A 12,876-nucleotide genomic window follows, 5' to 3' on the forward strand; every position below is an offset into this window, starting at 1 on the left:
AGATGCGGGCATGTCCCGCATTTTTTATTTAGGTATTCTCTGTGGTCAATCGTCCTATCATTCTTGGTGTTTCTGGGGCTTCAGGCTTAATTTATGCCGTCCGTGCTTTGAAGTACCTGTTATCGGCAGATTACGCGATCGAGCTTGTCGCATCGAAAGCAACTTATATGGTGTGGCAGGAAGAAACAGGAATGCGGATGCCACCAGACCCAATCCAGCAGGAGCAATTTTGGCGCGATCAAGCGGGAGTCGAAACTGCTGGAAAATTGAACTGTCATCCTTGGGGAAATGTCGGTGCGAATATTGCCAGTGGGTCGTTTCGGACATTGGGCATGTTGGTTATGCCTTGCAGTATGAGCACCGTCGGAAAATTAGCGACGGGGTTGAGTTCAGATTTGCTAGAACGCGCAGCCGATGTGCAGTTGAAAGAGGGACGTAAGCTAGTCATTGTGCCGAGAGAAACCCCGTTTAGTTTGATTCATTTGCGGAATTTGACGGCTTTAGCAGAAGCAGGAGCGCGGATTGTTCCGGCAATTCCAGCTTGGTATCATCGTCCGCAGACGATCGAGGATTTAGTAGATTTTGTGGTGGCGCGGGCGTTAGATCAGTTTGAGATTGATTGTGTGCCTCTGGAGCGGTGGAAGGAAGAAGGTAGGGAGTGAGGAAATTGTGCAAGAACAGTTAATTGTTTTCACTCGTTATCCTGAAGCGGGTAAAGCTAAAACTCGTCTCATTCCAGCACTCGGAGAAGTTGGGGCTGCCGAACTGCATCGACAAATGACCGAAAGAACGATCGAGAAATGCCGCAGTCTCAATTGTCAGCTCTGCATTTATTTCACAGGTGGAACTTTAGAACAGATGAAAGATTGGCTCGGGCATGATCTTTGCTATTACCCGCAGCATTCTGGAGATTTAGGCGATCGCTTAACTCACGCATTTCAAACGGCATTTGATCGCGGTGCAAAATCTGCGATCGCGATTGGCACAGACTGTCCCGACCTCACATCCGAACTCTTAGCGCTAGCATTTTCCAATCTAAAAACTCATCCGATCACGATCGGTGGTGCAACTGATGGCGGATACTACTTGATTGGATGCAATCAGTTTGTGCCCGATGTGTTTCAAAATATTCAATGGAGTACAGACATCGTATTTCAGCAAACGGTAGAAATTATTGAACGATTGGGATTGTCGATCGCTGAACTTCCCATTTTGCACGACATCGATCGTCCCGAAGATTTGCAATATCTGACATGAAAATCTCGATCGTCATTCCCGTTCTCAACGAAGCTCGTCACCTGCCCAATACGCTCTCGATACAAGCAACCGATATCGAAATCATTGTTGTAGATGGAGGGAGCCAAGATGAAACCGTTGCCATTGCTCAATCTTTTGGGGTGAAAGTTCTTCAATCTCATCCCGGTCGTGCTGCCCAAATGAACGCTGGAGCGAAGGTCGCATCGGGTGAAATTCTGCTCTTTCTCCATGCAGATACCAGGCTTCCAGGTGGCTTTGATCAAATGATTCGGGACGCTTTGAAGACAGCAATTGCCGGAGCATTTCAACTGAGAATTGATGCTGATCAACTCGGAATTCGTTGGATTGAACAAGGCGTGAATTTGCGATCGCGTTATTTACAACTTCCTTACGGCGATCAAGCGCTCTTTTTAAGAACCGAAACCTTCCACAAAATCGGCGGCTTTCCTCATCTGCCCATTATGGAAGACTTTGAATTTGTCAGGACGCTGCAACAATTGGGAAAGATTGTGATTTTGCCCAAACCTGTGATCACATCAGGGCGACGCTGGCAGAAACTTGGCGTTTTCAGAACCACGATCGTCAATCAAATCGTAGTTTTTGCCTACTTGATAGGCATTTCACCCAAGCGAATTCAAGCTTGGTATCGATCCGGACTGAGAACAATTCGCTAAACTAAGCACCAGTAGCGTTGTTTGCACCTATGCCAGTTCGCAAAGATACCCTGTTTGAGCAGTACCTTGCCCCGATCGTTCGTCTCTTCATCGATGAAAAAGAGATGAAACAACTTCACGACAGCATTGATTGGAAAGCAGGCTGCGATCGCTTGACCGATCCGAACCTGAGCTATCCCAGCTATTACAAAGACCAGAATTTTCATGGTATCGAAGGCGGCTATCTCACGATCGGTGCAGCGACCTCTTACGATCCGATAACGCAATACGCATTACCGCCAAATGAAACCTGGGTGCGACAAGCCGCGATCGATGCGATTCAAGGCGTGCCGTCGAGAATTCTCGATCTTGGTTGCGGCACTGGCTCAACGACACTCATGCTAAAACAAGCATTTCCGACCGCAGAAGTGATTGGATTAGACCTGTCGCCCTACATGTTAACGATCGCCGATTACAAAGCGAAACAAGCGAATTTAGACATTCAGTGGCGACATGGAAAAGCAGAAAGCACGAATTTTGCAGAGGGTTCCTTCGATCTCGTGACTGCATCGTTATTGTTCCACGAAACCCCCACGCAAATTTCCAAACGCATCTTGCAGGAATGCTTTCGATTATTGCGAACAGGTGGAGAAGTTCTGATTCTAGACGGCAGCCAGAAGACCCTGCGACAAACTGAATGGCTAACACAGATTTTTGAAGAGCCTTATATCCAAGATTTCGCAAACGACAGTATTGAAGCATGGATGGGAGCCGCCGGATTTGAGGCAGTGCAAAGCCATGACTTCTGGTTGATCCATCAAATTACGCATGGAGTCAAACCCTTACCCCATAATGAATCTGAAAACTTCAGCGATGTTGAACAATCGGCTTGGGCGATCGCTTGAGCAAGCTTGGGTGTAAGGTAAAAGATGCGAGAATCATCTCTACGTGTATGCTGAAAGCCGTTCTGTTTGATTTCAATGGAGTGATCATCAATGATGAACCACTTCACGATAAGCTTCTCGAACAAATCCTCATTGAGGAAAATCTGCGTCCTAAGTCTGGCGAATTTCGCGAATTGTGCTTGGGACGGAGCGATCGCGTGTGTATTCAAGAGTTGCTAGAACGGCGCGGACGAGTAATCACTGATGAATATCTCGATGAATTAGTTGCTCGTAAAGCCAAAGCTTATGTAGCGCAGATGAGTAGCTTAGAAAGGCTCCCTCTCTACTCTGGCATTGAAGATGTAATGTTCAAACTGCCCAATTGTAAGTTTGCGATCGTCAGTGGTGCTTTGCGATCTGAAATCGAGCTAGTTCTAGAACGAGCAAATTTACGATCGCGCTTCCACGTGATTGTATCGGGCGATGATTTAACCGTGAGTAAGCCTGAACCAGATGGATATTTACTCGCGATCGAGCGCTTAAATCAGACCTTTCCTGACCTTCAATTCACTGCAGAGAACTGTTTAGCGATCGAAGATACCTTTGCTGGAATTCAAGCAGCAAAAGCTGCAAAAATTCCAGTCGTTGGGGTGGCGAACAGCTATCCGTTTCATATGTTGCAGCGGTGTGCAAATTGGACAGTCGATTATCTGATTGATTTGGAATTCGATCGCATTCAGGAACGCTATCAAGCTGCAATGGTTTAAGGTTGATTGACTATCCCTGAAATTGTTCGGCTCCTAAATCGCGCAGCTTAAATCGCCTGCTCTTTGCGTAAATCGTAAATTCTCCCGATAATCGATCGGGCAATCAATCACCGCCGGAACCTCTTGCTCTAGCGCCTCTTTCAAGGTCGGAATTAACTCCTCCGCTGATTTGATACGATAACCCTTCAATCCCATGCTCTCGGCAAATTTGACAAAATCGGGATTCCCAAACTTGATAAACGAGGAATGCCCAAAATGATTTTCCTGCTTCCACTCAATCAAGCCATAGCCCCCATCATTAAAAATGATCGTGACAAACGGAGTACCGACCCGCAGCGCTGTCTCTAACTCCTGACAGTTCATCATAAAACCGCCATCTCCCGTGACTGCTACAACCTTGCGATCGGGATGCACCAATTTCGCCGCGATCGCACCCGGAATCGCAATCCCCATCGCTGCAAATCCATTTGAAATAATGCAAGTATTCGGACGATGACAATGATAGTGCCGCGCCATCCACATCTTATGTGCCCCGACATCTGAGATCACGATATCTTCTGCGCCCATCACTTGCCGCAAGTCATAAATTAGCTTTTGTGGCTTAATCGGAAACTCTTGATCATCAGCATATTGAGCATAGTCACTGCGAATATCCGCCCGTAAATGCAGAGCTTGCGGTTCCGGTTTACCATCGCGATCGCAGCGATACAAAATCTCTTGCAATGAATCTGAAATATCTCCTACAACTTCCGCGATCGGCACATAGCTACTATCTACTTCAGCCGGAGTACTTCCAACATGAATCACAGGGATCGTCCCTTCTGGATTCCATTTTTTCGGCGAATACTCGATCAGGTCATAGCCGATCGCAATCACCAAATCTGCCTGGTCAAACCCACAGCTAATATAGTCTCGCTGCTGAAGCCCTACCGCCCAGAGCGCTAAGGGATGCGGATAAGGAATCACGCCTTTTCCCATAAACGTATTCGCGACAGGAATATTTAATCGAGTCGCAAATCGGGTGAGCATCTCACTGGCATCGCAGCGAATGGCACCATTTCCGACCAAAATTAATGGATTCTTCGCCTCATTAATGGCTGCCGCCGCCTTCTCAATACTCCGAAACGAAGCAAAGGACTTTTCAATGTTGTCAGGACGTAAGGGACTGCCCTCTACTGCCATCGCAGCAATGTTTTCAGGCAAGTCAATATGGACGGCTCCGGGCTTCTCAGTCTGAGCGATCTTAAAGGCTTTACGAACAATCTCAGCGGTATTACTCGGGCGAACAATCTGAGCATTCCACTTGGTCACAGGCGCAAACATTGCCACCAAATCGAGATATTGATGCGATTCAATATGCATCCGATCGGTTCCCACTTGTCCCGTAATAGCGACTAAAGGAGCGCGATCGAGATTTGCATCAGCCACACCCGTCATCAAATTTGTCGCCCCTGGTCCTAACGTAGACAGGCAGACCCCCGCTCGTCCAGTCAATCGTCCATACACGTCTGCCATGAAAGCTGCACCTTGTTCATGGCGAGTCGTGATAAACCGAATTGATGAGCCTTGTAATGCTTCTAACACATGGAGGTTTTCTTCTCCTGGCAGGCCGAAGATATATTCAACTCCTTCAGCCTCCAAACATCGAACGAGTAACTCTGCTGTATTCACCGATCATCCTCCTCAGTAGTTTTTGACTTGTTATTGATAGCTCAGATTGATCGATTTAATTTACTTCACCCAAACCGATTTGACATTGACAAACTCCAAGATGCCTTCGCGTCCAAGCTCCCGCCCAAAGCCCGATCGCTTAATTCCCCCAAACGGCATCCGCACATCCGATTTGACCATACCGTTGATAAACACAGCCCCCGCTTCAAGCTCTGAAATAAATCGATCTTGCTCGGTTTGATCCTGTGTCCAAGCACTCGCACCTAGCCCAAAAGGTGAATCATTTGCCCGCGCGATCGCACTCTCTAAATCCGGCACGCGAAACACCAGTGCAACGGGTCCAAAAAACTCATCATGCTCAGCCAGACAGCCTTTCGGAATCTCACTCAGAATGGTTGGCAGGTAGAAATTACCCGGTCGATCGCGCAGCGCATGACCCCCAATCAGGACTTTTGCACCTTGCTGCACTGAAATCTCAACTTGCTGATCCAAGTCTTGCAAAATTCCAGGAGTAGCAAGCGGTCCAATGTCAGTATCCATTGACATTGGATCACCAATTTTGAGCTGCTTGTATTGTTCAACTAAGCGATCGATAAATTGATCTGCAATTTCTTCGGCAACAATAAACCGCTTGGCTGCAATACAAGACTGACCGTTATTGATCATCCGCGCCGTTACCGCAGTTTGAACCGCTTGATCCAAATCAGCACTCGGCATCACAATGAACGGATCACTGCCCCCGAGTTCGAGAACAACCTTTTTAATTTGCTTTCCAGCAGTAGCAGCGAGACTTGCGCCAGCAGGTTCACTTCCGGTTAAAGTCGCGGCTTTCACGCGATCGTCTTCAACAATCGCAGCAACTTTGTCAGCACCCACTAACAAAGTTTGAAACGCTCCTTCCGGGAAACCAGCACGAGTAAAAATCTCTTCGATCGCTAAAGCTGACTGCGGCACATTAGAAGCATGTTTGAGCAGTCCCACGTTCCCCGCCATCAATGCAGGAGCCGCAAACCGAAACACTTGCCAAAATGGAAAATTCCAAGGCATGACAGCTAAAACGATACCCAACGGCTGATATTTAATTAGACTCGTCGTGGCATCAGTTTGAACCGAAACATCCGCTAAATATTGCGCCGCATGTTCCGCATAGAACCGACAGACCAGCGCGCACTTTTCTACCTCTGCAATGGCTGCCTTCAAAGGTTTTCCCATTTCTAGCGTCAGCAGTTTACCAAAGCGATCGCGCTCTTGCTCTAAGATAGTTGCGGCTTCGGATAACCACTGCGAACGCTGACTCAATGAAATCGTTCGATACTTCAAAAATTGCGCCTGTGCCAAGCTAAGCTTCTGTTCGATCTCAATATCACTCAAGGCTTGAAATGTCTTCACTGTTTCCCCAGTGAACGGGTTAACTGTAGCGATCGCCATACGTTCCCTCCTACAAGTCGTGACTTCTTTTACGACTTGCACAACATATTCTGCTTCAGTTCTAACAGATTGATGCAGCGATAATCACTTCCGCACTGAAGAAGCTATTTATTATTCTGTGATCAGAAGCATTCTCCGATACATTAAGTTTTGTACTTATTGTTGCAAACTAAATATACTCAATCAATATAAATTTGGAATTCTCACCAATCTAAACCTCATGTAACTAAATATTATCGTTCATGCATTTTTCGCTATCATGAGGACAGCGACAACCAGATTAATAAAGCGCCCTTTCATTGCCGCTTTAGAAATGCTTCACTCAGCGCTTAGGAATGTCTAAATCAGTAGAATTTTGCCGTGGCGTGAGTTTCGTTCAGTCGTAACTTACGAGTTTTGAGGGCTAAGCGCAGTCGCAGCCTGCTCCACCAGGATTCTCTTGAAGTGAGCTTTTCTTACGGTTACAAAAGAAACCTGAGTTGGACACCGTTTTTCATGAATTCATCAAAATTTTCCGAACAGCCGATCGTGCTTGCTGTGGATGACAGCATTGACAATCTGACTTTGATGGAGTGCCAGCTTGAAGCCGTTACGTCTTGTGCAGTCGTCACAGCCACAACAGGTCAAGCTGCCCTTCAGCTAGCACAGCATCAATTGCCTGATTTAATTCTGCTCGATATTTTACTGCCTGACCTGAGTGGGATTGAAGTCGCTCGCCAGCTTCGTCAGTTTGCACTGACTGCTAAGATTCCGATTGTGGCGCTCACCGCCCTCGCCAGAGACGAAGATCGCGATCGTATTCTTTCCGCTGGGTGTAATGACTATCTCAGCAAACCTTATGACTTAGACGATCTCTTCGAGGTCGTTACTCGTCACTTACCCCAGCATTCTCTTCTCTAGAGCGTTTTGGCTGTGATTCCCGTAGTTGCGGAGCTTCTTCTAGCACCACAATCGTGCCACTGCGCCCCGTATCAAACGTCGCATCGCTGAAGATATCCACAACTTTAATGCCAACGATCTCTTGAATCATCGTACTCAACTGCGGATGCAGTGCTTTATCGAGGTCACTTCGTACTTTTTCTGCAAGTTGCTCTTGTCCGTTTTCCATTAGCAACTGTTCAGGCTTGGTAATCGAGTCTTCTAGCACGATCGTAATTTTGCCGTCTGCGATATAACACTGGACTCGACTGGGCTGATGTCCTAACTGAGTCCGATAAAACGCCTGAACTCGTTGCGATAGTGTCCTTTCTAACTGCCCGCGCGTCGGTAAAGCCGAAGAATTCATAGTTGCTAAATGTAAACGATCAAGGTCTGCATATTAGTCATTATTCTGATCTTGATCGCTTTACTAATCTCTCTAGAGAAAGGTTCTTATCGGACTTCGATCAACCCATTCACGATCGTCAAAATAATCGACAGGAAAATCAGAATCCACAAAACGAATCCTGGCAAGAAGGCAAGAAGTCCAATACCGCGCAAGATCCATACGATCGCGGTCATCGCTAAAACTACGATATAGACTGTTGCTCTAGAGTTACTGGGTTGATTCATCTTCGTTCGGGGGAGAATTTTTACAATCTTTATAGAGTTAATGCACTTATTTTATGCGTTGCCTGTTATCGTAACGAGTGATCGATCCTTTGGTGTGGGAGTGACGCTCATGATGACGTTAACACGCGACGTAGTTGCCCTGATGCGCGGCGAAATTTTGCTAGAGACTCGCGCTCATTCGGCTTGGGGTGGAGCGGTGACGGCACAGATGTATTTACCGATCGCATTACCTCAAGTGTGGCAGCAGGTGACTGATTATCCACGTTGGACACAGTATTTTCCGGACGTGACCCGGAGTGAGATTCGTCAAGTGTTGTCTCGCCAAGGTGTAAAACGGCTGTACCAAGTGGCAAGTAAGGCATTTATGATGTTTACAGCTCAGGTCGAGATTTCGCTGAGTGTGTTAGAAACGCAACAACAACGGATTCAGTTTTACTTGGAATCTGGTAGCTTTAGCGAGTTTCATGCCGATTTGAAACTACAGCCGCATGGAGAAGGAACGATCCTGACTTATTCAGTGCAGGCAATTCCAACGATTCCAGTTCCGAGTTTTCTGATTGAGCAAACGATTAAGCTTGATTTGCCCACAAATCTACGGCAAATGCGATCAGTCATCTGCTCAGGACAATCTTAGAAAACATCGGCTCTGACGAAGTTAGGCACAAACCAGCAACCGATACAATGTATCTCTCTGTGCATAAGGTCGATCGAGAGAACGAATTGCAGTCTGCAACGTCTCTACCTCCATACAAGTCCCTCCGATCGCTCCTGCCATTGTCGTGATATGTTCCTCCATCAAAGTTCCGCCAATGTCATTACAGCCCCATCTCAGCGCCTCAACCGCTCCTGCCAGTCCTAGCTTCACCCAGCTTGGCTGATGATTCGGAATCCAGTTGCCGAGAAAAATTCGAGCAACAGCCGTCAGTAACAGCGCATCAGCAAGAATCGGCTGATCATGTCCAACTCTGCGCCGCAAAGGTTTCGGAGCCTCTTTCCCGACAAACGGCAGCAAAATAAATTCAGTGATCCCAGTCAATCCAAGCTGCTGAGCCGACTGTTGAATCGATCGGAGTTTCTCTAAATGCTGAATCTGTTGTTCTGAAGTTTCAATGTGTCCTGATAGCATCGTGCTAGTCGTGGGAATTCCTTGCTGATGAATGGTTTGAACAATCTCAATCCAAGTTTCAGCATCGATCTTTTCCGGACAAAGAATCTTACGCACCTGATTATCTAGAACTTCCGCAGCAGTTCCCGGCATCGAATCGACACCCGCATCTCTCAACCCAACAATGACTTCGGCAATTGTCGATCGATCTTCTCGCGCAATAAATTGCACTTCTTGCGGCGAAAACGCATGAATGTGTAGCTCAGGAAACTCAGACTTAATCGTCTCAACTAGCTTTTGATAGTACTTTAATGAACTCTCTTGAACCTTTGCTGTCGGATTCAACCCGCCTTGCATACAGATCTCAGTCGCGCCTCGTTGGACTGCATCGGTTGCTTTTTCTAGAATCTGTGACCAATCTAGCCAGTAAGATCCTTCGTCGCTTTCATCTCGTCGAAAAGCACAAAAGCTACAATGCTGCTCACAGATATTGGTGTAATTAATATTACGGTTGATCACATAAGTCACTGTCTCGCCTGCCTGTTTTTGTCGCAAGCGATCGCTACTCTGCCGAATCTTCTCAATCACATCCACATCTGTCTGCTTCAGCAGTAAAACCCCCTCATCCACAGACAGATCTAACCCAGATTCTGCTTTGTCTAAAATTGCATCAATCATCCTTCAGCCCTTCATTCAAAGCACCTAAAATTTTTAAAACTCGATCGACATCCTCCAAATTCCCCACAATGCGACGAACCGGAGGCGGATATACCTTTACCAGTGTAGGCGTTGCAGAAACCTGATCAGCTTCTGCCTGCTCAGGATGCTTAAAAATATCAATCACTTTCAACGTGTAAGGATGTTCCAAGGAATCTTCTAGTAACTCATGTAAATTCTGCAAAATCCTTGCTGTTGCAGCGCTGTAGCCAGAGACAAACAAGCGCAACACATAACCTTGCGGGTAAGGAGAAGCAGGCTGCTGCACCGTGACAGGCGGAGTGGGATCACATCGCATCACCAGATCATGATTCTCCCAAAGTTCGGGAAACCGATGACGATACGTTTCTAAAACCATCGGATCACAAATCTCTTGAGAAGGCGCAACCTGCCAATGCAAATCACCCGCCTCGAACACCGTATTCAATAATGCTCGATATCGAAATACAGGCGGATACGCTTCTGCAAAGATCCGAATTTGATTCGTTCTCGCATCAAACCAGCGATCGAGCGTTGCCGTATAGCAAGGAACTAGAAAATGAGGCGGTTCCGAAAGCTCTAAAACCTCTTGCAGCGCCATACACAAGTTAAGATGCCAGCGCCCTTGCTTGTCGGGATCGATACAGTAGAGCAGATCACCGCCTGGCGTGAACAGCGCAATGCCCTTAAAAATGCTAGGAATCGATCGATGAAAGTGAGGATTCAACACGAAGCCACTGATCGAGAAGATTGCCCTCAGTGTATCGCTGTTTGCCAGAAATCACCATCGAATCAACTGCGCCTGTGCATTGAAGAACTTTCGCCAAATTCCGGATGTCACAAGCAAGGTAACAAGCAGTGTCGCAAACAAAACCATAAACAAAATCACAATCTGAAATGCGATCGCTTGAATCGGTTCCGCACCGCCCAACAGTTGCCCACTCACGATCTCTGGAATCGTCGCCAAACCCACGATCGACATTGCATTGATCACAGGCAACACTCCCGCCCGAATTGAGTCTTTCCGATACGACTCAATTGCCTGTGCTGGAGTCGCCCCCAAACTCAATCGCGTCTCAATTTCTAAAGAATTCGACTTTAATGTATTGAAAAGACGTTCTCCCGAAATCGCTGCTGCATTCATTGCCTGAGACAGCACGATTGCCCCTAACGCAATCAAAAATCTCGGTTCATACCAAACTTGAGGCTGAACCACAATCAATTGAACATACGCTACTGTAACCAGTGTTGTGATCAATAACGATCCAACAATCCCTGGCAATGGCAATTTCTGGCTAATCCGATTGCGCGTCACGATCGCGCTAATCATCACCAACACCCCCAATACAAACAAAATCAAAATCGGACTAAGCGGTGGCGCAAAAATGACAGCCAAGACATATCCGACTACAGCAAGTTGAATCACCGCTCGTCCTGCCGCCAAAATCAGACTGCCTTCGAGTCCTAATTTTTGCCAAGACGAGAGCGCAAATGCCGCCCCAACTAGCCCGATCGCCCAAACTGCCTGCGTCGCAAAATTCATTGCCCGATTTTCCCCTTGCCTGATATCTTTAGATCCAATTGAGAAACCAATCTCAATCCTTTCCGGTCTAAAGCATAAGACCAAATTAACTACAGGTGTGGTAAAGCTGAGTGAATACAATTCCCCCGTTTGATCTGTCTGAACAATTTAAAGCGATCGGTTCAGAAATTAATCAAGCTGTTTTAGAGGTGCTGGCTTCCGGTCGATACATTGGCGGAGCAGCGATCGAGAATTTTGAAAAATCATTTGCTCAATATATAGGCTCTGAGATCGCGATCGCGTGTAATTCCGGTACAGACGCTCTATTTCTCGCGCTTCGCGCGCTCGACATCGGCGCGGGCGACGAAGTGATCACCACACCTTTTACCTTCATCGCAACCGCAGAAACGATCAGCGCAGTCGGTGCGACACCTGTATTTATCGACATTGATCCACAAACCTTCAATCTGGATCTCAATCAAATCGAAGCAGCCATCACTCCAAAAACGAAAGCGATCATTCCCGTACATTTGTTTGGTCAGCCTGTAGACATGACAAAGCTGATGGCGATCGCAGATGCCCATCAACTCAAAGTCATCGAAGATTGTGCTCAATGCACTGGGGCAGAATGGGTAGGCAAACGTGTGGGTAGCATTGGACAGATTGGCTGTTTTAGCTTTTATCCCACAAAGAATTTAGGCGCATGTGGAGATGGCGGTGCGATCACCACGAACGATCCTGAAATTGCTTCCAAGCTAAAAATGCTTCGAGATCATGGACGCTACAGCGGTTATTACCATGAAGCACTCGGGGTGAATAGCCGTCTCGATGCGGTTCAAGCTGTCATTCTCCAAATCAAACTTCGCTATCTCGACTCTTGGAATCAGAATCGGACGAGAATTGCCGATCGCTATTTCTCTTTCCTCTCTTCAATTCCTGGCATTACACCTCCACAAGCGCTCGCAGGTGGTCAGAGTGTTTGGAACCAATACACGATTCGAGTTCACGAAAACCGCGACCAACTCAAAGCTGATTTGCTCTCGAAAGGCGTGAATTCGATGATTTATTATCCAATCCCGCTACACTTGCAGCCCGTTTATAAATCGTTAGGCTATCAACCCGGACAACTTCCCGAATCCGATCGAGCGGCTGCCCAAGTCTTGTCACTCCCCATGTTCCCAGAACTGTCTGAAGAGCAGCAAGATCAAGTCATTTACAGTTTGAAAGACTGCTTGATTCGATAACGGATGCCTGAAAAGACTACAGAATCTAGATTACAGCCGCTCACAATAATCAAATTTTGGGCTGTAAAGATGTAGTTTTGTATACTAGAATAGGAGCA

15 protein-coding genes are annotated in these 12,876 nt (G+C 46.9%); 8 read left to right on the plus strand and 7 right to left on the minus strand.

What is annotated here, in order from left to right:
• The first annotated feature begins 41 nt into the window (after nucleotides 1-41).
• Genes OU814_RS17105 through OU814_RS17125 form a run of 5 tightly spaced genes read left to right on the plus strand, consistent with a single transcriptional unit; the run spans nucleotide 42 to nucleotide 3,561 of the window.
• Nucleotides 42-662: a flavin prenyltransferase UbiX gene (locus tag OU814_RS17105; protein WP_268184492.1), complete on the plus strand. Its 621-nt coding sequence runs from the start codon at nucleotides 42-44 to the stop codon at nucleotides 660-662.
• A gap of 7 nt (nucleotides 663-669) precedes the next feature.
• Nucleotides 670-1,257, plus strand: coding sequence for a TIGR04282 family arsenosugar biosynthesis glycosyltransferase (locus OU814_RS17110; protein ID WP_268184493.1), 588 nt, complete (start codon nucleotides 670-672; stop codon nucleotides 1,255-1,257).
• The gene (locus OU814_RS17115; protein WP_268184494.1) at nucleotides 1,254-1,931 is read left to right on the plus strand and encodes a TIGR04283 family arsenosugar biosynthesis glycosyltransferase; all 678 of its coding nucleotides are present in this window, start codon (nucleotides 1,254-1,256) and stop codon (nucleotides 1,929-1,931) included. Before OU814_RS17110 ends, OU814_RS17115 begins: the two co-directional genes overlap by 4 nt.
• A 29-nt stretch (nucleotides 1,932-1,960) precedes the next feature.
• Nucleotides 1,961-2,815, plus strand: a complete 855-nt coding sequence (locus OU814_RS17120) for a class I SAM-dependent methyltransferase (protein WP_268184495.1) — start codon at nucleotides 1,961-1,963, stop codon at nucleotides 2,813-2,815.
• A gap of 47 nt (nucleotides 2,816-2,862) precedes the next feature.
• Nucleotides 2,863-3,561 (plus strand): HAD family hydrolase, encoded by a 699-nt coding sequence (locus OU814_RS17125; RefSeq protein ID WP_017287945.1) that lies wholly within the window; start codon nucleotides 2,863-2,865, stop codon nucleotides 3,559-3,561.
• A 33-nt stretch (nucleotides 3,562-3,594) separates the two neighbouring features.
• On the opposite strand, the gene OU814_RS17130 is transcribed toward OU814_RS17125, so the two are convergent.
• Nucleotides 3,595-5,232, minus strand: coding sequence for an acetolactate synthase large subunit (locus tag OU814_RS17130; RefSeq protein WP_017287946.1), 1,638 nt, complete (start codon nucleotides 5,230-5,232; stop codon nucleotides 3,595-3,597).
• Between the two features lie 60 nt (nucleotides 5,233-5,292).
• Nucleotides 5,293-6,660, minus strand: coding sequence for an NAD-dependent succinate-semialdehyde dehydrogenase (locus OU814_RS17135; protein WP_017287947.1), 1,368 nt, complete (start codon nucleotides 6,658-6,660; stop codon nucleotides 5,293-5,295).
• A gap of 495 nt (nucleotides 6,661-7,155) precedes the next feature.
• Here OU814_RS17135 and OU814_RS17140 point away from each other — a divergent pair, with 495 nt between their 5' ends.
• Complete coding sequence (locus OU814_RS17140) at nucleotides 7,156-7,560, plus strand: response regulator (RefSeq protein ID WP_017287948.1); 405 nt, start codon at nucleotides 7,156-7,158, stop codon at nucleotides 7,558-7,560.
• Here OU814_RS17140 and OU814_RS17145 read toward each other — a convergent pair.
• Together OU814_RS17145 and OU814_RS17150 are read right to left on the minus strand one after the other, a co-directional pair.
• Entirely contained in the window at nucleotides 7,526-7,945 is a 420-nt protein-coding gene (locus OU814_RS17145; protein ID WP_017287949.1) for a DUF2294 domain-containing protein, read from the minus strand. The genes OU814_RS17140 and OU814_RS17145 overlap by 35 nt on opposite strands.
• 86 nt (nucleotides 7,946-8,031) lie before the next feature.
• Nucleotides 8,032-8,211, minus strand: a complete 180-nt coding sequence (locus OU814_RS17150; RefSeq protein ID WP_017287950.1) for a hypothetical protein — start codon at nucleotides 8,209-8,211, stop codon at nucleotides 8,032-8,034.
• A 109-nt stretch (nucleotides 8,212-8,320) separates the two neighbouring features.
• Here OU814_RS17150 and OU814_RS17155 point away from each other — a divergent pair, with 109 nt between their 5' ends.
• Nucleotides 8,321-8,845, plus strand: a complete 525-nt coding sequence (locus tag OU814_RS17155; protein WP_144056192.1) for an SRPBCC family protein — start codon at nucleotides 8,321-8,323, stop codon at nucleotides 8,843-8,845.
• A 21-nt stretch (nucleotides 8,846-8,866) separates the two neighbouring features.
• On the opposite strand, the gene cofH is transcribed toward OU814_RS17155, so the two are convergent.
• The 3 genes from cofH to OU814_RS17170 are packed head-to-tail and all read right to left on the minus strand — an operon-like array spanning nucleotide 8,867 to nucleotide 11,555.
• Entirely contained in the window at nucleotides 8,867-9,994 is a 1,128-nt protein-coding gene (gene cofH, locus OU814_RS17160) for a 7,8-didemethyl-8-hydroxy-5-deazariboflavin synthase subunit CofH (RefSeq protein WP_268184496.1), read from the minus strand.
• The gene (locus tag OU814_RS17165) at nucleotides 9,987-10,742 is read right to left on the minus strand and encodes a circadian clock KaiB family protein (protein ID WP_017287953.1); all 756 of its coding nucleotides are present in this window, start codon (nucleotides 10,740-10,742) and stop codon (nucleotides 9,987-9,989) included. Before OU814_RS17165 ends, cofH begins: the two co-directional genes overlap by 8 nt.
• Before the next feature lie 51 nt (nucleotides 10,743-10,793).
• The gene (locus OU814_RS17170) at nucleotides 10,794-11,555 is read right to left on the minus strand and encodes an ABC transporter permease (RefSeq protein ID WP_017287954.1); all 762 of its coding nucleotides are present in this window, start codon (nucleotides 11,553-11,555) and stop codon (nucleotides 10,794-10,796) included.
• A 110-nt stretch (nucleotides 11,556-11,665) separates the two neighbouring features.
• Between OU814_RS17170 and OU814_RS17175 the strand changes: the two genes are divergently transcribed.
• On the plus strand, nucleotides 11,666-12,778 hold the full coding sequence (locus tag OU814_RS17175; protein ID WP_268184497.1) for a DegT/DnrJ/EryC1/StrS family aminotransferase: 1,113 nt from the start codon (nucleotides 11,666-11,668) through the stop codon (nucleotides 12,776-12,778).
• Nucleotides 12,779-12,876: the final 98 nt, after the last annotated feature.

It is taken from the genome of Leptolyngbya sp. GGD (assembly GCF_026735145.1).
Lineage (GTDB): Bacteria > Cyanobacteriota > Cyanobacteriia > Leptolyngbyales > Leptolyngbyaceae > Leptolyngbya > Leptolyngbya boryana.